Raw genomic sequence first — 18,961 nt, forward strand, 5'->3', positions numbered from 1 at the left:
ACCGCGCGGGGCTGCCGAGGGCATCCAGTGACGGGCGGAGTCCCGGCAGGGACGATGAGCCGCTCCCTCCTGGAGCGGCTGTCCCGGACCTGCGGGAACGTCTCAGGCCCGCCGCTTCGGACAGGACCGGGCAGGTGGCTGAGAAGCCCATGCCGGCCGCCCTCAGACCGCCGCTCCTTCGACGACCGGCAGGGCGCGTGCCGACGCCGCGCCGAAGGAGCCATCTCGGTGGGCTGGGCCGGGCGTTGGCTCCGGCGCGGGTCCCGGCGGCGCATCGGCTGACTCGGGGCGGAGTCAGTCCGTGCCGCGGCGCTGGTCGCCGCTTGTCTGCCGGAGCCGGTCGGCGTGGCGGGCTACGGTGTCGACGCGGTCCGCGAGGTCGGTATGACGTGCTGACAGGTGCTGATGGGCTTCGGCGAGCGGGGTGACGAGCTGGGCGGCGTCGTCGTGGGCGAGGGCGTCCGTCAGCCGGGCGATGTGGTTACGGGCCTCGGCGGGCAGATCGGTGAGGGAGGTGACTTGCCCGGCGAGCCGACGCAGGTCGGCCGCGTTGCCCCGGGCCCATGAGGTGACGGTGCGGTCGGCGGCGCGGCGGTCGCGGGTGGCCTGTACTCGCTGCTCCCCGGTGGCGCCGGGGGTTCCGGGGCGTACGCGCAGGTAACGACGCTCGGCGGCCTGGCGGCTCGCCACGCCCAGGGGGTGTGCGAGCTCGGCCCAGCTGGCGCCCGCCTCGCGAGCCGTCTCGATCAGCCACGGTTCCCACCCGGCGAGTTGGTCCCTGACCTCCCGCAGCAGCAACAGCGCGGCCAGGGCCTCCTCCGAGCTGGTCCGGTGCGGCTCCGGCCCTCGGCCCGGTGGGGCGGTGGCGGTGCGCACGACCTCGTTGATGGCCTCCAACGCCGCCGAGGTGGCGTGGAACGACGTGGGGGCGGGGTGGGTGTCGGGTTCGCGAGACTCCTCCGGGCTGACCATGGCGTATCCCTCCTTCGTCATCGGGTTGACGACAGAATCATTTGTCATCGTTCCGATGACATGCTACAACGGAGGGCAGGTTACAGCGCATTGGCGGTACTGCCCAAAGCAGACAAGCACACTGGAGGTGTTTCACGATGTTGATGCGCACCGACCCGTTCCGCGAGCTTGACCGGCTCACCCAGCAGCTCATGGGCTCGTCCGGCACTTGGTCCAGGCCGTCCACCATGCCGATGGACGCCTACCGTGAGGGTGACGACTATGTGATCGCCCTCGACCTCCCCGGCGTCTCGACCGATGCGATCGACATCGATGTCGAGCGGAACATGCTCACCGTCAAGGCAGAGCGGCGGCCGGTCGCCAAGGCCGACGATGTGCAGATGGAGCTGTCCGAACGGCCTCTCGGAGTCTTCTCCCGCCAGCTGATGCTGGCCGACACCCTCGACACCGAGCACATCACGGCAGACTACGAAGCCGGTGTCCTGACGCTGCGCATCCCCGTCGCCGAGCGGGCCAAGCCCCGCAAGATCGCCATCGGCGAGGGCGCCGGGCGCAAGCAGATCAGCGGCTGACGCCGGGGGTATGCACCATCGCGGGCGGAGGACGCCAGGAAGGCCGGGCGCTTCCTTCCCGTCCTCTGCCCCGTCCTCCGCGACCTCCGCGATCACTCGCGTACACCATCATGACAAGCAAGCATGACGAGAAAGGCAATCGACCCAGCCATGCCGGTCCAGTCCGAATACGCCCCGACCGCAGCGGAGATGAGGTTCGACCAGATGCTGGAGAAGGTCCGCTATGAAGGGGCCTACCCCACCCGTGAACGGGCCGAGACGGTCGTCCGTGCCGTGCTCGCCGGCCTGGGCCGGCAGCTCACCGGCGATGAGCGGGTCGACCTCGCCGCCTGTCTGCCCGTGGAGGCGGCCCGGGCGCTCGCCGACCAGATCCCCGCCCCCGAGCCCCTCACCGGCTGGGGCTTCGTCAAGGACATCGCCACCCGGGTGGGCGGCACTCCCGCCACCGCTCGCTGGGACACCGGCTCCGTCCTCAAGGTCGTCACGCAACTCGCGGGAGACGGGCTGGTGGACCGTATCCTCGCCCAGCTTCCCTCCGGCTATGCCCTCCTGTTCGGCCGGATCGAGTTGACGCGCGCGGCCTGACTGCCGACGCCTTTCAGCAGCGCCATCCGTACCTCAGTGTGGTGCGGATGGCGCCCGGGCATGCCTCGACGTACCAGCTCAGGTTGGAGTCCTTGTCCCTGGTGCCGGTGGCCCCGCCGCGCTGGGGGATGCCGGCGGGGAGACGAGGGCCGTCCGTGTGGAGACCCCGGAAGAGCGGGCCGACCGTAGGTGAGCCGAGTTGCAGGGGCGGGGGCAGGGGCGGGGGCAGGGGCAGGGGTGAGCCTACGGGCCGGGTGGCTGCGGCTCGGAAAGAGGCCGAAACGATCGGCGACAGCGTCTTGCGCCGGGGCTTAATGACGTTTGTAGGCGGAAATGATTACGCCCGAACGGTTGTCCCGGTTACGGTCGGTTGGTTCTGAGGGAAGGGACCTGTGGTGGGTGTGCCCCTGTACCTGCGGCCGCGACTGGAACCACCGCTCACCGGGCTGCTGGACGCCGGACCGTTCCTGCACTCCCTTGTCGACGCGCTCGGATCTCCGCTCAACGTGCTGCTCCCGGAGCGGATCGCCGAGAACACCGAACGGTTTCGCGACGTCTATCGCCGTCACCACCTCGCCGGGCGGGTGTACTTCGCGCACAAGGCGAACCGGTCCAGCTCCCTGGCGCGGCGGCTGGCGGCGGAGGATCCGGCCGCGGTGGGGGTTGACGTGGCCTCGCTGGGGGAGTTGCGGCACGTCCTGGGGTGCGGCTTCACTCCGGAGCGGATCATGGCCACCGGGCCCAAGGATCCGGAGTTCCTGTGGCTGGCCGCCCGCGTCGGGGTGACAGTGAACCTCGATTCACGCGGCGAGCTGGAGCAACTGGCCGATCTGGTACGCAAGTACGCCTTGCCCCGGGTCGATGTCCTCCTGCGCCTCTCCGAGTTCGAGTCGGCCGCGGGTCCCGAGGCGTCCGGTGTGCGGGTGCTCTCACGGCGCAGCCGCTTCGGCTCCCCGGCAGGGGAGGCGGGCGAGCTGCTGTCCGCTGTGGAACGCCACCGTGACGCCGTGGAGCTGACCGGTGTCGCGTACCACCTGGACACCACCGGTTTCGCCGAGAAGGTCCGCGCGCTGGAACGCTGTGTGATGGTCATGGACGAGTGCCGGGCCCGGGGCTTGGCGCCGCGCGTCGTCGACATCGGCGGCGGCTTCGGGGTCGGCTACGTCGCCGACGCCGGTGAGTGGGAGAGCTACACCACCGCGCTGACCGAGGCGGTGCTCGGCACCCGTCCGGCCCTGACCTGGCGCGGGCACGGCTACGGGCTGCGCAACGAGGGCGGCACGGTGCGCGGGGCCGCGGCGCTCTACCCGGCGCACCGCCCCACCGCCGGGCCCGGCTACCTCGATGAGCTGCTCTCGCTGTCCGCACCCGCGCTGGGCCGCCCGTCGGCCACCCTGCTCCTGGAGCACCTTTACGACCTGTGTGCCGAACCGGGCCGGGCCCTGGTCGACCAGTGCGGGCTCTCGCTGGCGCGAGTCCTGGACGTACGGCGTACGGGGGAGGGGGCGGGGCCGGGGGAGTATCTGGTGCGTCTCGGCATGAACGCCGGGGACGTGAGCCTGGAGGAGCACGGTGTACTCGTCGACCCCGTCCTGCTGCCCCGTACCGGAGGGGGAGGGGAGAGAGACGAGGAACCGGTGGGGGTGTACCTCGTCGGCAATCTCTGTCTGGAGGCCGATCTGATCACGCGGCGCATGGTTTTCCTCCCCCGGCTGCCGCGCACCGGCGACCTGCTGGCCTTCGCCAACACCGCGGGCTATGCGATGGACTTCCACGCCCATCACGCACAACGGCAGCCGGTCGCCCGCACGGTCGCGGTCGTACGGGAGGGGGGCTCCTGGCGCTGGTGCCTGGACGAGGAGTACTGGCCGATCACCAACGCGGGGGGAGCGTTGTCATGAGGTACGACAGCATCACGGAGGCCATCGGCAACACGCCGCTGGTACGCATCGACCCGGCCGTGCACGGCCTGCGCCACATCGACCTGTACGCGAAGCTGGAGATGCTCAACCCGTTCGGCTCGGTCAAGGACCGGCCCGCCTGGAACATGGCCCTGCCTCATCTGGAGGCCGCGGGCCGGCGCGGTGAGACGGTCGTGGAACTCTCCAGCGGCAATACGGCCAAGGCTCTCGCCCTGCTGGCGGGCATGCACGGGCTGCGGTTCAAGAGCGTGACCAACCGGATGCGGGTGCCGGAGATCAAGGAACTGCTTCTGCTGCTGGGCGCCGAGATCGAGGAACTGCCCGGGCAGAGCGAGTGCCTCGACCCGACCGACACCGACGATCCCCTGACCCGCTTCCACCAGGCGCTGACGGAGCCGGGCAGCGCGTATCTGCACACCGATCAGTACTTCAACCCGCGCAACACCGAGGCGCACGCGGCGGGCACCGGCCCGGAGATCGTCAAGGACCTGGACGGGCGGGCGCCCGACTGGTTCATCGCCTGCGTCGGCACGGCCGGTTCGTCGACCGGCGTGGCCAGGGTGCTGCGCGAGCACGACCCGGAGGTACGGGTCCTCGGCCTGGTCGCCCACAAATCGGACTTCATCCCCGGCATCCGCACCATCGACGAGGTGCGCCAGGTCGGCCTGTTCGACCCGGCGACGTACGACACGATCGAGTCGGTGACCTCCGAGGAGGCCATCGACGGCATGCTGACGCTCATCCGGCGCTGCGGACTGCTGTCGGGACCGACCGGAGGCGCCGCCTACCAGGGGGCGATCCGCCATCTGCGGGCGGTGGACGCGGAGTTGACGGATCCGGGGTTCCGCCGGACAGCGGTCTTCATCGTCTGCGACCGGGCCGAGAGCTATCTGAGCTATGTGCGCCAGCGCCGGCCCGAACTCCTGGGGCAGCCCCGCCGCGGACACTTAGCCGCCGCCCTCACCGGCGCCGAGGTGGCGGCCCAGGCCAAGGTCATCGGCGTCGACGACGCCCGGCGGTGGATCGCCGACGCAGAGCCGCCCCCGCTCGTGGTCGATCTGCGGGGCCCGCACGCGTACGCCGCGCTGCACATCGAGGGCTCGGTCAACTTCGTCGACGAGCTTTTCGAGGAACTCGTCCGGGGCGGACTGCCCTTCAGCAAGCGGCGGCCGGTGCTGCTGGCCTGCCCGGTCGGCGAGAAGTCCGCCCGGTACGCCGCGCTGCTGACCCGGATGGGGCATCCCGATGTGCGCAGCCTGGCCGGCGGCATCGTCGCCTGGCGGGACGCGGGCGCGCCGCTGGTGAGGGAATGAACGCGGTGGACCCCGTGTGCGGGGAGGAGCGGGCCGAAGCGGCGGACTGGCAGCGCGAGGCGCGGGAGCAGTTCCCCATCATCGCCGCCCACCCCGAGCTGGCCTACCTCGACAGCGCGGCCACTTCCCAGAAGCCCAGAGCCGTCCTGGAAGCCGTCCAGGCATATCTGACGACCTCGAACGCCAACGCGGGGCGGGGCACCTACCCGTGGGCCAACCGCACCACGGAACTGGTGGAAGGGACCCGCCAGAGGGTCAAGGACTTCCTCGGCGACCCGGAGCCGCAGCGGTCCGACGTCCACTTCACCAGTGGCACCACCGAAGGGCTGCGCACCATCGCCCGTGACTGGCTCACCACGTACCTCGCCGACGGTGACGAGATCCTCGTTCCGTTCGGCGACCACCAGGCGAATCTGGACCCCTGGCTGGAGGCCCGGCGGCTGCTGGCCGACCGGGGAATCGACATCCGCGTGCGGGCACTGCCGTACCAGGTGGAGTCGGGTGACTACCACCACCGGGCGCTGGACCGGGTCGTCGGCCCGCGCACCCGCTTCGTCGCCGCCACGCACATCCACCACGTGTACGGCGGCGACATGAACGTGCACCGCATCCGTGCCGCCGTCGGCCCGGACGTCCCGATCGCTCTGGACGCCGCCCAGAGCGTGGGCCATCTGCCGGTCCGCGTCGACCAGTCCACGCTCGACGTGGACTTCGTGGTCTTCTCGGGGCACAAGGCCCTCGCGCTGCCCGGCTCCGGGGCGGTCTGGGCACGGAACTCGCGAGGGCCGGTGTTCCGGCCCGGCGGCTGGCACGGCACCCCCAACACCGTGGGCATCGCGTCTCTGGAAGCCGCGTTCGACTGGCTGGACACGGTCGGTACGGACCGGATCGCGCGCTGGACCGCCGCCCTCACGACCCGGCTGACCGACGGGCTGCGACGCCTTGCCGCGTACGAGATCCTGGGCTGCCAGTCCAGCCTGGCCGCCGGCTCCGTCGTCCCCGCCGCGCAGCGGCGCCACGGCATCGTCACTTTCCGGCACCACGACATCCGTTCGGATGACCTCGGCTTCATTCTTTTCAGCCATGGCTTCATGGTGCGGGCCGACAGTCTCTGCCAGGCCGGGGCGGCCGAGAAGGACGGCTCGGTGCGGGTCAGTCTGCACGTGTACAACACCGTGGACGAGATCGACCGCCTGCTGACTGTACTCGCGTCGCTCATGTAAAGCTGGAATGAAAACCGTTTCCACCTGTACATTCGGCGGTGTCCGCGACAGGTGACAGACGGAAGAGGTGGCGCGACCAGATGGGCGTGAGCATGGCGACGGCCAAAATGTGGGTGGAGCGCTGGGAGCGACAACAGCAGCACTACGCCGTCGACCGCGAGGAGCGGTTCACCGTGGTCGCCGATGTTGTCGAACACGTTACGGCCGGCCGCGACCGGCCTCTCGTCCTGGACCTGGGCTGCGGACCCGGCTCCCTGGCCGCCAGACTCGCCGAGCGCCTGCCGGACGCGGAGATCGTCGCCGTCGACATGGACCCGCTCCTCCTGGAACTCGGCCGCACCCACCACGCGGGCGCCGCCCGCTACGTCGACACCCTGATCGGCGACGACGGCTGGACCGACGCCCTCGAACTGGGCCGCCCCCTGGACGCGGCCGTCTCGACGACAGCCCTCCACTACCTCCCCGAGCCGACGCTCCTGTGCACGTACCGCCGTCTCGGGTCACTCCTGCGCTCCGGCGGTGCCCTCGTCAACGGCGACCACTTTCCCCAGGACGGCCCGCTCTGCTCGGAGCTCACCGCGCATGTGGGGCGCCGCCGGGCCGAGCGGGCAGGCAGTCACGGCCACGAGGACTGGGAATCCTGGTGGGCCGCGGCGGCCCGGGACCCCGAACTGGCCGACCTGTTCACCCAGCGTGAGCAGCGCCGCCCCGCAAGCGGCGGTGGCAACGAGGGCGGCCACCTGACCGCGGCCCGCCATGCGGAACTGCTGCGACAGGCGGGCTTTGGCCAGGTCGCCCCGGTCTGGCAGTTCGGCGACAGCCACGTCCTTGTGGCGGTCAAGGACTGATACGCCCGGATGTCTCCGTGAGGTCCCGCCCGGTGCCGGGAGGCACACCCCGGCCGGGGGCGGCAGCCGGTGACCTTCCTCGTCCAGAGGGTTGTTACAGGGCCAGGCTCATCAGGATCTCGTCCCGGTCGTCGCCGGGGGCCACCCGCAGTGCCCCCGGCCATCGGCCGATCTCCGCCCAGCCCAGCTTGGCGTAGAACTCCTCCAGCCCCAGACCCGCCCTCGCGGCGAGCCCCAGCCGTTCCAGGCCCATCTCGTCGCGTGCGATGCCGGGGACGCGGCGCATCAGCGCGGCGCCGATGCCCAGACCGCGGAAACGGGTGTGCGTCTGGACGTGGTTGACCACGCCGCAGTGTGTGACGAGCGGATGTGGATCGCGGCGAAGGATGAGCCAGCCCGCGAGCACACCCTCGACGGCGGCCACGAGCAGCCTGCCGCGTCGCGGATCAAGTCCGTGGACGATCTGGTCCACCACTGGTCCGACGTCCCGCGTGCTCACGGGCGGCAGCGGGAAGCCGCCCGCGAGAACCGCCCCGCCCGCGTTGCTCACGGCCGTCCAGCAGTCGATCAGCTCCCGCCTGAGGGCAGGGGTGATCTCCTGGGGCCGGGAGAACTGTGCGAACTCGGGTGACTTCACCGTCTCGTGCGCTGCCATGACGAGCAGCCTGCCAGACGGCGCGGCCGCGCGTGGGTCACCTCTGCTCCTCCCCTCAAAGGCAGGTCGGCGCCGTCGTTCAGGTGGGTTGGGGCGTTGCCTTCCTGGCTCCCCACCGTCGGGTGCGGTAGGTGCCCGCCAGCCGGCAGACGATGTAGATGGTGAACGAGATGGTCGTCACGTAGGGGCTGATGGGGATGGAGCTGCCGAGAGCGAGCAGGATGCCGCCCTCGATCGAGGCGACGGCGAAGACCACACTGAGCACCGGCAGCAGCACGGGCGACGCGGTGATGCGGGCGGCCGCCGCGGCGGGGGTGACGACGAGGGTGAGGACCAGCAGCGCGCCGACGATCTGCACCGACAGGGCGACCGCGAGTCCGAGCACGATCATGAAGGCGATGGACAGTGCGTGCACCGGCACCCCGCGGGCCTCGGCGACGTCCGGATCGGCGCTGGCCGACGAACTGTGCATGACGCTTGCCTCCCGCTACACAGGCATCGATCTGTTGCGCATGCTAGTTGAACATGACATCCATGACCAGGATTGTTGTGCTGTCACATGCCCGGCTGCAGGTGGGGGTGGGGAGCGACGGCGCGTTGTCCGAGCGGTTACGCATGGCGCCCGCTTCGCGGCACGCCGTTGGTCAGTGCTGCGGTACCGGCACGGCGTCGTGCGGTCCGTGCTCGTGGTCGCAGCTTTCGTCGAGACCGTAGGTCTCCCAGGCGGGGAAGGGATCGTCCCAGGTCACCCAGTGGGGTACGCCCCCGGCGTGCTCGTCGTCGGTGAGCAGGCATGCGGACAGGGCCGTGTGCAGGGCGGCGAGTTGCAGTCCGGTGCCGATGAAGACGAGTTCCTGACCGCGGTCGGGGCCGGGTGCGGAGCCGGGCTCGCTGCCGTCGCGTGCTCCGGACGGCTCGAACCGGGCCACCGCGCCGGCCTGTGACCACAGCCCGGTCACTCGCGGGCGGCTGGCCAGCCAGAAGAAGCCCTTGGAGCGCAGGACGCTGCCGTAGGTCCCGCTGTCCAGCTCCGTGGCGACGAAGTCCCACAGCCGCAGGGGGTGGAACGGCCGGGTGGCGCGGAAGACGGTGCTGGAGATGCCGTATTCCTCGGTCTCGGGAACGTGGTCGCCGTTGAGCTCCATGACCCAGCCGGGGGCCTGCTGGGCGCGTTCGAGGTCGAAGCGGCCGGTCCCGAGCACCTCCGCGGAGGCGACTCGGCCGTGGGTGGCGGGGACGATACGGGCGGCGGGGTTGAGCCGGGACAGCGCCGCCGCCAGACGTTCGGCGGTCTCGGGGGTGACCAGGTCGAGCTTGTTGAGGACGATGACGTCGGCGAACTCGACCTGGTCCATGAGGAGATCGCTGACGGTGCGCTCGTCGTCCTCGTACTGGTCAAGGCCCCGTTCGATGAGCTCGTCGCCGCCTGTCAGCTCCGGCAGGAAGCCCGCGGCGTCGACGACGGTGACCATGGTGTCGAGCCGCGCGACCTCGCCCAGCGTGGCGCCGTCGTCGCGCGGAAAGGCGAACGTCGCGGCGACGGGCATGGGTTCCGAGATGCCGCTGGACTCGATGAGGAGGTAGTCGAACCGTCCCTCCCCGGCGAGCCGGTCCACCTCCTCCAGCAGGTCGTCCCGCAGGGTGCAGCAGATGCAGCCGTTGGTCATCTCGACCAGGCGCTCTTCGGTGCGAGAGAGGGCCGCGTCGCCATCGCGGACGAGAGCGGCGTCGATGTTCACCTCGCTCATGTCGTTGACGATGACCGCGACCCGCAGTCCTTCGCGGTTGTTGAGGAGGTGGTTGAGGAGTGTGGTCTTGCCGGACCCCAGGAAACCCGACAGGACCGTCACCGGAAGCTGGTCGGCCATCGGGCGGTCAGCCCTCGGGGCTCAGCAGTCCGCGCCGATAGGCGGGGACGAGGTTGCGCGGCACCCGGTGTTCGCGGCCGTCGATGGTGATCGTCACCAGTTCCGGCGTGTTCGCCTTCCACTGGGCGCGGCGGTGGCGGGTGTTGCTCCGGGACATCTTCCGCTTGGGCACGGCCATGACGTCAAGGGTCCTTTCCTGTTCGGCGGGTGGTCACCTGCAGCCTATATGAAAATGGGTACCGTTTCCATGTAGTCTCCGCGGTGACACTGTGACGTCGTCATCCAGGAGGAGATGTGCCGCTGGTGCTGCTACGGGTGCGCAGAACCGCCCATGCCGTCGTGACCGCCCTTGCCCAGGTGGCGGAGTGAGCGCCGGTGCGAACGCGAGCCGGGGTCTCCTGGGCCTGGTGTGCGGTAACACCCCGGAGGTCCGGGGGCGCGTACTGGACCTGCTGCGGTGTGCCTCGCCCGACGCGCTGGTGCTCTCGGTCTCGGTCCACGCCGACGGGACGGGGCGGTACCCCTTCGTACAGCGCTTCGTCATGGGCGGTGAGGAACGGCGGCGCGCCTCGCTGTGCCAAGGAGCGACCGGAGACCCGGCTGTGATCATCCGGCAGGATCTCGACACCATCGCCCGGACCGCCTCGCGTCCGCATGTCGTGCTCGCGCTCCCTGACACCGTGGACACCGCGCCGTTTCTCGCCGAGCTGTGGCGGACCCCACTGGGCAGGACTCCGCTGTCGCACCACTACGAACTGGCCCCGACCGCCGTCGGCGTGGACCCCGGCCGCCTGCTCAACGATCTGCGCTGTGTGCACCGCGCCACCCGCGTCTTCGGTCACGACCCGACTGCCGCGCCCCTCACGGTCGCCGAAGCCGCCGCCCGCCAATTGGAGGCCGCCCAGGTGATGGTCCTGCGGGGCGGGCCGGGGGATGGGGACGGCCGCCGGGAAGGGTGCCGCGCCCTGCTCGGCCATCTCAACCCGTCGGCGGTGGTGCATCTCGACTCGGACGACGCCGATGTCACCGCGCTGACGGCTCTGGCGCGGTCCGACTCCGGCTGGAGCACGGCCGGACCGGCCGACCGTCTCGACGTCGTCGCCCCCGTCATACGCCGCCGTGGCATCGACCACGGCGTGACCTCGGTGCTCTGGCGGTCCCGGCGCCCGCTGCATCCCGAGCGGCTGGCGGCGAGCCTGCCGCGCGTCATGCCGTCGGTGATACGCAGCCGCGGACGCCTGTGGATGGCCACTCGCCCGCGGACGGTCATCTCCTGGCGCTCGGCCGGGCGCCACCTCGAACTGCACGAGGCGGGAGGCTGGTTGGAGGACGGGGACACCGTGGCATGGCGCGCCGCCTCGCCCCAGCGCCGGACGCTCGCCTCGTGGTACTGGGACGACTACTACGGCGAACGGCGCAACGAGATCGTCTTCACCGGTGCCGACCTGGACCTGGACCGGCTGCGGGCCGCGCTGGACTCCGCCGTGCTCGACGACGGTGAACTGGCCCTCGGCGCCGACCGCTGGGCCCGCCTGCCCGATCCGCTGCTCGGCGACGCGGCGCCGGGCCCGGAGAGCTGACACGGCACCGTGAGGGCGTGGCCGGCCTCGACGGTGTCGAGGCCGGCCACGACGGTGTCGGCCTCGCCGCTGCGCGGGGCGGTGTGTGGGGGCGTCGCCGGATCTCGTGCTGGGGTGGGTGGCCGGGCCGACCGACGGGAGGCGGCCCGGCGATGGTCACCAGCTGCTCTTGGTCACTCCGGGGAGTTCGCCCGCGTGTGCCATTTCGCGCAGGCGGATGCGGGAGAGGCCGAAGGCGCGCAGGTGGCCGCGGGGGCGGCCGTCGATGGAGTCGCGGTTGCGTACGCGGGTGGCGCTGGCGTCGCGGGGCTGGCGGCGCAGTTCCCGCTGGGCGTCGAGTCGTTCCTCCGCCGAGGCGCGGGGGTCGGCGATGAGCGCCTTCAGTTCGGCGCGGCGTTTGGCGTGACGCGCCACGATCACCCGTCGCTGCTCGTTCTTTGCGATCTTGCTCTTCTTGGCCATCAGACCTTCCCTCCCCGGGCGCGGATGCGGGCCACGGCGGCCTCGATGCCGATCGTGTCGACCGTCTTGATGGCCTTGGTGCTGAGGGTGAGGCGGATGTGGCGGCCTTCGCTCGGCAGCCAGTAGCGCTTGTGCTGGATGTTGGGGTCGAACCGGCGCTTGGTGCGGCGGTGGGAGTGGGAGATGTGGTGGCCGAAGCCGGGCTGTCGGCCGGTGAGTTGGCAGTGGGCGGACATGGTTCCTCTTTCTCGTGCGGGTTGCGACGGCAGCACCGTATCAGCTAAATGAAAATGAAAATCGATCCCATGTATGCTGTCGTCCATGGCACGCAATGAACTACGCCCGATCATCAAGCTGAGGTCCACCGCGGGCACCGGCTACACGTATGTGACCCGCAAGAACCGTCGGAACGACCCCGACCGGATGACCCTGCGCAAGTACGACCCCGTCGCCGGCCGCCACGTCGACTTCCGTGAGGAGCGCTGACCGCCATGAAGCCCGGCATTCACCCCGCGTACCGGCCCGTCGTCTTCCGTGACCGGTCGGCCGACTTCGCCTTCCTCACCCGCTCCACCGCCACCAGCGACAAGTCCGTGGAGTGGCAGGACGGCAACACCTATCCGGTCATCGATGTGGAGATCTCCTCGGCGAGCCACCCCTTCTACACCGGCAACCAGCGCGTCGTGGACACCGCGGGCCGCGTCGAGCGGTTCGAGCGGCGCTACGGACGCGGACGGGGGGACCGGTGAGCGTGACGGAGGGGCGGCTGCCCGTCGCCATAGTCGGCGGGCTGCACGCCGACGCGCGCCGGGCGGCCGTCGAGGAGATCCTGCGCACGGTGCCCGGCTCCGTGGCGCTGCACCACGACCTGTCCGCCGCCACCGACCGCGCCGTGCGCCGCACCGTGCGCGATGCCTCGGGATCGCTCGGCGAGGGCGAGGCGCCGCTGGTGAACGACTGCGCGTGCTGTGCGCTGCGCGAGGACATGGTCCCCGAACTGCTGCGCCTGGCCACCGGGGGCGGCCACCGGCTCGCGGTCGTCGAGCTGTGGGAGTCGGTCGAGCTCCAGGCCATGGCCGCCGTCATCGCGGCCGAGGGCGCGCCGCTGGAGCTGACCGGGGTGGCCACCGCGGTCGACCCGGCCCTGATGGTGCCGTATCTCGCCAACGGTGACGACCTCGCCGATGTGGGCTTCGCCGCCGCCCCGACCGACCAGCGCACCGTCGGTGACACGTTCGCCCGGCAGTTGGAGTACCCCACCGTGATCGCCGTCGCCGAGGACGAGACGTGCGAGGAGTCCGCGGACGACGGCGATCTCGCCCTGCTGACCCAGCTCACTCCGGGCGCACGGCAGGTGCGTGTCGGCGATGGGGCTCTGGTGGCGGCTCTGCTGGCCGGGTTCGATGTCGAGGCGGCGGCAGCCCGTCAGCATCCGGCGTGTGCGCTGCTGCCGCAGGAGAGCGAAGAACACGGGGTGAGCACCCTGGTCTGGCGCCGTGACCGCCCCTTCCATCCGGATCGGCTGTATGAGGCGCTGGAAGACCTGAGCTGTGCCGCCGCCCGCAGCCGGGGGCGCTTCTGGCTGGCCGACCGGCCCGACACCCTGCTGTCGTGGGACGCGGCGGGCGGCGCCCTGTGTGTGGAATCCGCCGGGCCCTGGCTGGCAGCGCTGCCGGACGCCGCCTGGGACATGGTGCCGGCCGAACGGCGGGTGGCCGCTTCGATGGACTGGCATCCCGAACACGGCGACCGCTGTCAGCACATGACCTTCACCTCGCCCGGCCTCGACCGCGAAGGTCTGGTCGCCCTGCTGGATTCGTGTCTGCTGACCGACGTCGAGTACGCGGCGGGGCCGGACGGCTGGAAGAAGCTGTCGCACGCCTTCGACGAACTGCTCGACCCGGTGTCCTGAACGCGGACGGGCACCGTACGGAAAGGAACTGATCATGTCCCGACGCATCGGCACCAAGCGCCCGGACCCCAAGCGTCGCCGTGTCAACCCGCTCGACGCGGCGGGCATCACCTACGTGGATTACAAGGACACCGACCTGCTGCGGAAGTTCATCTCCGACCGCGGCAAGATCCGCAGCCGCCGGGTGAGCCATGTGACGCGCCGGCAGCAGCGCCAGATCGCCCGCGCCATCAAGAACGCCCGCGAGATGGCCCTGCTCCCCTACGGCTCCCGATAGGCGCTCCGGCCGCTGGGGGTGGTCATCGACGATGACCACCCCCAGCGGCTTTCGTTACGTGTCGCGGATGCCGAGGCGCAGGTGTTCGATGTGGTGGACGGCCTGGTCGAGGAGTTGGGCGACGTGGTCGTCGTAGAGGCTGTAGACGATGCGGCGGCCGTTCCGGCGCCCGGTGACCAGGCCGAGAGTGCGCAGCAGACGGAGCTGGCGGGAGACGGCGGACTGCTCCATGCCGATGCCGGCGGCGAGTTCGGTGACCGAGTGCGGCGATTGCCGCAGGGTGGTGAGGATCAGCAGTCGGGACGGGGTGGCCAGGGCCTGGAGCGCGGCGGCGACGGATGCCGCCGTGGCATCGTCGAGGCGGACGGCCGCGCGGACACCGCGGCCGCCCAGGGCCTCATCGGCGTGCACGTCCGCGCCCGCGTGCCCGCGTCCGGGCTTCACCGGGCGGGCGGATGAACTGCAGCCGAAGCGTGGCCGGTGGTTCGGCGAGTCCGGGTCCGCCGCCGGCGGCCCAGCCGAGGATGTCGTCGGTGCAGTCGTCGTCGTTGGCCCAGCCGATCCAGGTGGCGCGGCCGCCGCTGCGGCGTCCGGCTCCGGAGGGCTGGACGACGATGACGTTGGCCTGGTCGCAGGGGCCGAGGCAGTCGGTCGTGCGGACGGCGAGCCGGCCACCGGATTCGGCGGCGGCGGCGCGCAGCCGGTCGAGTTGCCACTGGTGGTCGGTGCCGGGGTGCTTGCGCGGGTTGCCGCAGCAGCAGCCCCGGCAGACGACCAGGGTGCACGGCCGGTCGCGGGCGCCGCCGATCGTGGCCGTACGGGGGTTCACAGCGCGGTCCGGGAGGGCAGCCGGTGGGCGCGTACGCGGCCGTCCCGGTGCGCGGCGATCAGCAGGTGGGGACCGGCCCAGGCGAGTGCCGCGACCGCCGCGTCGCCGTCCAGGGTGCGGACGGGGGAGAGCCGGGACCGGGGCCTGCCGGAGGTGGCCCGCCACAGTGCGACCGTGCCGTCGTGGCCGCCGCTGGCGAGGTGGCCGCTGTTGCCCGGCCGCCAGGTGAGCGCGGTGATCGTCTCGTGGCAGCGCAGGGAACGGGGCGCGGTGCCGGCGGGGCCCCTACCGGACCGGCGGTCCCCGCACGGCCATCTGCCGACCCACCGCTAAGGTGTGGCTGCGGATGTCACCGTGGCGAAGAGCCGTGTGAGGGAGGCGTAGTGGACAGGGATGTCGACGTCGCGCCACCGCTGCCCGAGAGCCCTGCCCACGACCGGAAGCCGTCGGCCACACACCCCGACGGGGGCGGCGGACTGCGCGCGGCCGTACGTGTCGCCTCTCATGCGCTGATCGCGGGGCTGCCCGTGGCGGTGCTCGGTGTCGTCGCCATCGTGCTGGGGCCGGAGATCTCCGGCGGGCTCGACAGCCGGGCGGTGGCGGCGTGGCGGACGGTGTTCACCGCGATCGTCATCCAGGGGGTGCCGTTTCTGCTGCTCGGCACTTTGGTGTCGGCCGCGATCAGTGCCTTCGTACCGGCGTGGGTGTTCACCCGGGTGCTTCCGCGCAACCCGGCGCTCGCGGTGCCGGTCGCGGGGGTGGCCGGGGCGGTGCTGCCGGGATGTGAGTGCGCGTCGGTCCCGGTGGCGGGCAGTCTGATGCGGCGCGGGGTGACCCCGGCGGCGGCGCTTGCGTTTTTGCTGTCGGCCCCTGCCATCAACCCGATAGTGCTGATGGCGACGTACGTGGCCTTTCCCGGCAACCCCTGGATGGTCGCGGCTCGTCTCGTCGCCTCGTTGCTGACCTCCGTGGTGATGGGCTGGCTGTGGCTCCGTCTGGGCCGTGAGGAGTGGCTGCGCGCCCCGAAGGGGCCCACCGGGCACACCGCCGGTGTGAGCCGGGCGGAGGAGCTCCGGGTCTCGCTCCAGCACGACTTCCTGCACGCCGGGGGGTTCCTCGTGGTCGGTGCGGCGGCCGCGGCCACGTTCAATGTGGCGGTGCCGCATTCCGCGTTGCGGCTCTTCTCCGACTCCGTGTGGTTGTCGGTGCCCATGCTGGGGGTGCTGGCGGTGCTCCTCGCGGTGTGCTCCGAGGCCGATGCGTTCGTCGCCGCCTCGCTCACCGGGTTCTCGCCCAGCGCCCGGCTCGCCTTCATGGTGGTCGGGCCGATGGTCGACCTGAAGCTGATCGCGCTGCAGTCGGGCACCTTCGGGCGGGCCTTCGCGCTGCGCTTCTCGTCGGCCACCTGGGTGGTGGCGGTTTTGTGCAGTGCTCTGGTGGGGTGGTGGCTGCTGTGAAACGCAACATCCAGGTGCTGCTGCTCCTGTTCACCGGTGTCGGTCTGCTGCACATCTCGCTGCTGACCGATCTGTATCTGCGCTATGTGCGCCCGGGCCTGCGGCCCGCGCTCATCGCCTCGGGGGTGCTGCTGATCGTGCTCGGCGCGGTCAGTGCCGCCCGCGACGGCTTTCCCTTCAACCGCCCGCGTACGGACCACGACCACGGACACGGTGGCCACCAAGGCGGTGGCCACCAAGGCCACGGACACGATCACTCGCAGGGGCCGCGGATCGCCTGGCTGCTGTACGTACCGGCGCTGACCATCCTGTTCCTCGCGCCCCCCGCGCTCGGCTCGTACACCGCCGCCCGTGACGAGGCGAAGGCCAAGGCCCCCACTGCCGGAGACAGCCTCTTCCCCGCCCTCCCGCAGAGCGGGATCGTCGAGTTGTCGCTGAACGACTTCAGCTCCCGGGCGGTCTGGGACACCGACGGCACCCTCAGGGGGCACACCGTGCGCCTCACCGGCTTCGTCACCCCCGGCCGCCACGGCACCTGGTACGTCAGCCGCCTGGCCATCAGCTGCTGCGCCGCCGACGCGACGGTGCGCAAGGTGCGGGTGCACGGGGCCACGCCGCCGCCCGCCGATGCCTGGGTCACCGTCACCGGCACCTGGCACCCCACCGGCAAGGTCGGGACGGACGACGCGAGCCCGGCCCTGGACGCCACGACCGTCAAGCGCGTTCCCGCGCCCAAAGACCCGTACAACGATGCGGTGGCGACCCGGCCGGGCCGGTGAAAGGCGGGCACACGGTTCAGCGGTTCAGCCCCAGGCCGTTGGCCTGGGGCTTTCCGTATCCCGGGGGCGGGGAGCCGAGAGCCAGCAGTTGCGGGACTCGGGGGACTGGTCGAAGACGATCGTGGCGCCGGCCAGGGGCGTGGTCAGTGGTCGTCCCAGTGGCCCTCGTGCTGGGCGTGGCGGTGCCCGTCGTGGACGTAGTCCACATGCTTGCCGTGCGGTACGGCGACATGTCCGCAGTCGTCGTGGTGCTGGTGGTCGTGGCCTTCGTGGACGGTGTGCCCACTGGGCTCGCACTCGTCGACATGGTCGTCGTGTGTCCGGTGCAGATGGCCCTCGTGGACGTAGTCGGTGTGATCGTCGTGTGGGAGCGCGACGTGGCCGCAGCCGCTTCCATGCTGGTGGGCGTGGTCGGTGTGGGGAGCGTGCGTAGTCATGGGGGCACCTTCTTTCTCCCCCCTGGCCCATTCTGCACTCCGGCCACGGCCCGTGCCACGCTCCGTGATCAAGACATGGATCCGTGTCGCCCTGGGAGCTGCACCCCCGGACGGTTCATGGGCATTCCTGCGGCCGGTTGGTGAGGTGGCCGTAGGTGTTGGCAGTGGTGGAGATCGTGGAGTGGCGCAGGGTCTTCGAGACGATGGGTGGATCGACCGTCTGCTCGGGTGGAGGTAGCGCTGGGTGGTGGCAAGCGAGCCGTGTCCGGCGATTCCCTGCAGAACGTGGACGGGGACTCCGGCGTCTGCCATCCAGGTCAGGCCGCCGCTCTGGTCGCTGATCCGCAGGTGGCGAGCACGAGATCGGTACCCCTCGGGTGGCCTTCCCCGAGTTGCCGGTCGAGGTGAAGCTCGTCGCCCAGGTCTGGACGGATCGTGCGCAGGGCCTCGTTCAGCGCAGAGCGATGCCCGTGCCCGCGGAACGGAGTGCCTCCTCGAGGAGGCCCGCGCCAGGGCCCGCCAGCCAGCGGTCGAAGCGCAGCAGGAAGGGGAACTCGGCGCGCATCGCGTCGGGGTTCGCGTTTCCCACCAGCCTGCCGTTGTCGACGAGTGCTGCCGATTTGCCGAGGATCTCGTCCTGCGCCAGCAGCGTCGTGGGCAGGCGGCTGTAGGTGATCGGCCGACCAGCGGCCTGGGTCAGATGCGCTCAGAACCCGCCGGCCAAAGCGCTCACTCGCCAACTACGGCGCTCAGTCACAGTTGGGGGGGGCGGCACGCCACCTGCGGGGATGCGCCAGAATTCGAACACGTGATGCAATAGTCGGTATGTGTTGCCCTGCCTTCCCCGAAGACCTGGTCGCCGCGCAGTGTGCTTGGTACCGCACGTATCGTGCGCTCGCCGACCCGGCTCAGAGCGGACGGACGACAGCGCTGCGGCGGCGCCTGCTGGCGTTGTCGGCGCAGGTGTGGTGGCACCCGTACTGGCGCAAGGCCGGGGCCGGCCACCGCCTGGCCCTGCGTACACACGCGCGTGAGCTGGAGCGCGAGGTGCGGTAGGTGGGTGAAGCATCCGGTGGCCCGCGGCAGGCGGTAGCCGCCACTCCAGCCGAGATTGCCCGCACCGGTGGCGTTACCTTGTCGGGGTGCCCTCCTCGCAGGCGCCGTTGGCGTGCGGTCGCGATGAGTTGGGCAGTGGCGCAGAACAGCCGCGGCCTCCCATGGCAGCAGCGACCGGCAAGTCAAGGTCCGTGGCTTCCGGGTCGAGACAGCG

At 71.0% G+C, this 18,961-nt stretch carries 25 protein-coding genes and 1 pseudogene; 14 read left to right on the forward strand and 12 right to left on the reverse strand.

What is annotated here, in order from left to right:
• Nucleotides 1-294: 294 nt before the first annotated feature.
• On the reverse strand, nucleotides 295-972 hold the full coding sequence (locus STRVI_RS15205; protein ID WP_014056541.1) for a hypothetical protein: 678 nt from the start codon (nucleotides 970-972) through the stop codon (nucleotides 295-297).
• A gap of 137 nt (nucleotides 973-1,109) precedes the next feature.
• Here STRVI_RS15205 and STRVI_RS15210 point away from each other — a divergent pair, with 137 nt between their 5' ends.
• From STRVI_RS15210 to STRVI_RS15235, 6 genes are all read left to right on the forward strand, one after another.
• Entirely contained in the window at nucleotides 1,110-1,544 is a 435-nt protein-coding gene (locus STRVI_RS15210; protein WP_014056542.1) for an Hsp20/alpha crystallin family protein, read from the forward strand.
• A gap of 150 nt (nucleotides 1,545-1,694) precedes the next feature.
• Complete coding sequence (locus STRVI_RS15215) at nucleotides 1,695-2,129, forward strand: DUF2267 domain-containing protein (protein WP_014056543.1); 435 nt, start codon at nucleotides 1,695-1,697, stop codon at nucleotides 2,127-2,129.
• 392 nt (nucleotides 2,130-2,521) lie between these two features.
• Nucleotides 2,522-4,030, forward strand: coding sequence for a Y4yA family PLP-dependent enzyme (locus tag STRVI_RS15220; protein WP_014056544.1), 1,509 nt, complete (start codon nucleotides 2,522-2,524; stop codon nucleotides 4,028-4,030).
• Complete coding sequence (locus STRVI_RS15225; RefSeq protein WP_014056545.1) at nucleotides 4,027-5,364, forward strand: pyridoxal-phosphate dependent enzyme; 1,338 nt, start codon at nucleotides 4,027-4,029, stop codon at nucleotides 5,362-5,364. Before STRVI_RS15220 ends, STRVI_RS15225 begins: the two co-directional genes overlap by 4 nt.
• Nucleotides 5,361-6,587: an aminotransferase class V-fold PLP-dependent enzyme gene (locus tag STRVI_RS15230; RefSeq protein ID WP_014056546.1), complete on the forward strand. Its 1,227-nt coding sequence runs from the start codon at nucleotides 5,361-5,363 to the stop codon at nucleotides 6,585-6,587. Before STRVI_RS15225 ends, STRVI_RS15230 begins: the two co-directional genes overlap by 4 nt.
• Before the next feature lie 80 nt (nucleotides 6,588-6,667).
• Nucleotides 6,668-7,435, forward strand: coding sequence for a class I SAM-dependent methyltransferase (locus STRVI_RS15235; RefSeq protein ID WP_014056547.1), 768 nt, complete (start codon nucleotides 6,668-6,670; stop codon nucleotides 7,433-7,435).
• A gap of 94 nt (nucleotides 7,436-7,529) precedes the next feature.
• On the opposite strand, the gene STRVI_RS15240 is transcribed toward STRVI_RS15235, so the two are convergent.
• The 4 genes and pseudogenes from STRVI_RS15240 to rpmF form a co-directional block, all read right to left on the reverse strand.
• A complete protein-coding gene (locus tag STRVI_RS15240) occupies nucleotides 7,530-8,090 on the reverse strand; it encodes a GNAT family N-acetyltransferase (protein ID WP_014056548.1) in 561 nt (186 codons plus the stop codon).
• 79 nt (nucleotides 8,091-8,169) lie between these two features.
• A pseudogene (locus STRVI_RS15245) lies at nucleotides 8,170-8,547 on the reverse strand (metal ABC transporter permease); the annotation flags it as partial.
• Nucleotides 8,548-8,734: 187 nt separating this feature from the next.
• Nucleotides 8,735-9,958: a GTP-binding protein gene (locus STRVI_RS15250; RefSeq protein WP_014056549.1), complete on the reverse strand. Its 1,224-nt coding sequence runs from the start codon at nucleotides 9,956-9,958 to the stop codon at nucleotides 8,735-8,737.
• Nucleotides 9,959-9,965: 7 nt separating this feature from the next.
• Complete coding sequence (gene rpmF / locus STRVI_RS15255; RefSeq protein ID WP_014056550.1) at nucleotides 9,966-10,136, reverse strand: 50S ribosomal protein L32; 171 nt, start codon at nucleotides 10,134-10,136, stop codon at nucleotides 9,966-9,968.
• Nucleotides 10,137-10,323: 187 nt separating this feature from the next.
• Here rpmF and STRVI_RS15260 point away from each other — a divergent pair, with 187 nt between their 5' ends.
• Nucleotides 10,324-11,538 (forward strand): GTP-binding protein, encoded by a 1,215-nt coding sequence (locus tag STRVI_RS15260; protein WP_014056551.1) that lies wholly within the window; start codon nucleotides 10,324-10,326, stop codon nucleotides 11,536-11,538.
• Nucleotides 11,539-11,694: 156 nt separating this feature from the next.
• Here STRVI_RS15260 and rpsN read toward each other — a convergent pair whose 3' ends face one another.
• On the reverse strand, nucleotides 11,695-12,000 hold the full coding sequence (gene rpsN, locus STRVI_RS15265) for a 30S ribosomal protein S14 (RefSeq protein WP_014056552.1): 306 nt from the start codon (nucleotides 11,998-12,000) through the stop codon (nucleotides 11,695-11,697).
• Nucleotides 12,000-12,236 (reverse strand): 50S ribosomal protein L28, encoded by a 237-nt coding sequence (rpmB, locus tag STRVI_RS15270; protein WP_014056553.1) that lies wholly within the window; start codon nucleotides 12,234-12,236, stop codon nucleotides 12,000-12,002. The genes rpsN and rpmB overlap by 1 nt, the downstream gene beginning before the upstream one ends.
• An 85-nt stretch (nucleotides 12,237-12,321) precedes the next feature.
• Here rpmB and rpmG point away from each other — a divergent pair, with 85 nt between their 5' ends.
• Genes rpmG through rpsR form a run of 4 tightly spaced genes read left to right on the forward strand, consistent with a single transcriptional unit; the run spans nucleotide 12,322 to nucleotide 14,189 of the window.
• Complete coding sequence (rpmG, locus tag STRVI_RS15275) at nucleotides 12,322-12,486, forward strand: 50S ribosomal protein L33 (protein WP_043238828.1); 165 nt, start codon at nucleotides 12,322-12,324, stop codon at nucleotides 12,484-12,486.
• A 5-nt stretch (nucleotides 12,487-12,491) separates the two neighbouring features.
• Nucleotides 12,492-12,749: a type B 50S ribosomal protein L31 gene (locus STRVI_RS15280; protein WP_014056555.1), complete on the forward strand. Its 258-nt coding sequence runs from the start codon at nucleotides 12,492-12,494 to the stop codon at nucleotides 12,747-12,749.
• Nucleotides 12,746-13,912: a CobW family GTP-binding protein gene (locus STRVI_RS15285; RefSeq protein WP_014056556.1), complete on the forward strand. Its 1,167-nt coding sequence runs from the start codon at nucleotides 12,746-12,748 to the stop codon at nucleotides 13,910-13,912. Before STRVI_RS15280 ends, STRVI_RS15285 begins: the two co-directional genes overlap by 4 nt.
• A 34-nt stretch (nucleotides 13,913-13,946) precedes the next feature.
• Complete coding sequence (gene rpsR / locus STRVI_RS15290) at nucleotides 13,947-14,189, forward strand: 30S ribosomal protein S18 (RefSeq protein WP_014056557.1); 243 nt, start codon at nucleotides 13,947-13,949, stop codon at nucleotides 14,187-14,189.
• Between the two features lie 54 nt (nucleotides 14,190-14,243).
• Here the strand turns inward: rpsR and STRVI_RS15295 are convergent, their stop codons facing one another.
• The 3 genes from STRVI_RS15295 to STRVI_RS47855 are packed head-to-tail and all read right to left on the reverse strand — an operon-like array spanning nucleotide 14,244 to nucleotide 15,275.
• On the reverse strand, nucleotides 14,244-14,600 hold the full coding sequence (locus STRVI_RS15295) for an ArsR/SmtB family transcription factor (protein ID WP_286012026.1): 357 nt from the start codon (nucleotides 14,598-14,600) through the stop codon (nucleotides 14,244-14,246).
• Complete coding sequence (locus STRVI_RS15300; protein WP_014056559.1) at nucleotides 14,587-15,018, reverse strand: hypothetical protein; 432 nt, start codon at nucleotides 15,016-15,018, stop codon at nucleotides 14,587-14,589. Before STRVI_RS15300 ends, STRVI_RS15295 begins: the two co-directional genes overlap by 14 nt.
• Entirely contained in the window at nucleotides 15,015-15,275 is a 261-nt protein-coding gene (locus STRVI_RS47855) for a hypothetical protein (RefSeq protein WP_286012078.1), read from the reverse strand. The genes STRVI_RS15300 and STRVI_RS47855 overlap by 4 nt, the downstream gene beginning before the upstream one ends.
• Nucleotides 15,276-15,401: 126 nt before the next feature.
• On the opposite strand from STRVI_RS47855, the gene STRVI_RS15305 reads away from it, so the two are divergent.
• Nucleotides 15,402-16,475, forward strand: a complete 1,074-nt coding sequence (locus tag STRVI_RS15305; protein ID WP_014056560.1) for a permease — start codon at nucleotides 15,402-15,404, stop codon at nucleotides 16,473-16,475.
• Nucleotides 16,472-17,254 carry a TIGR03943 family putative permease subunit gene (locus STRVI_RS15310; protein WP_014056561.1) on the forward strand — a complete coding sequence of 261 codons (783 nt, stop codon included), beginning with the start codon at nucleotides 16,472-16,474 and terminating at the stop codon, nucleotides 17,252-17,254. Before STRVI_RS15305 ends, STRVI_RS15310 begins: the two co-directional genes overlap by 4 nt.
• 143 nt (nucleotides 17,255-17,397) lie before the next feature.
• Here the strand turns inward: STRVI_RS15310 and STRVI_RS52640 are convergent, their stop codons facing one another.
• Both STRVI_RS52640 and STRVI_RS53475 read right to left on the reverse strand, forming a co-directional pair.
• On the reverse strand, nucleotides 17,398-17,691 hold the full coding sequence (locus STRVI_RS52640) for a hypothetical protein (protein WP_014056562.1): 294 nt from the start codon (nucleotides 17,689-17,691) through the stop codon (nucleotides 17,398-17,400).
• A 451-nt stretch (nucleotides 17,692-18,142) separates the two neighbouring features.
• Nucleotides 18,143-18,280, reverse strand: coding sequence for a hypothetical protein (locus STRVI_RS53475; RefSeq protein ID WP_208949141.1), 138 nt, complete (start codon nucleotides 18,278-18,280; stop codon nucleotides 18,143-18,145).
• A gap of 236 nt (nucleotides 18,281-18,516) precedes the next feature.
• Here STRVI_RS53475 and STRVI_RS52060 point away from each other — a divergent pair, with 236 nt between their 5' ends.
• Nucleotides 18,517-18,747 carry a hypothetical protein gene (locus tag STRVI_RS52060; RefSeq protein WP_014056563.1) on the forward strand — a complete coding sequence of 77 codons (231 nt, stop codon included), beginning with the start codon at nucleotides 18,517-18,519 and terminating at the stop codon, nucleotides 18,745-18,747.
• Nucleotides 18,748-18,961: the final 214 nt, after the last annotated feature.

Origin of the sequence: Streptomyces violaceusniger Tu 4113 (genome assembly GCF_000147815.2) — a bacterium.
In the GTDB taxonomy this organism is placed as follows: domain Bacteria; phylum Actinomycetota; class Actinomycetes; order Streptomycetales; family Streptomycetaceae; genus Streptomyces; species Streptomyces violaceusniger_A.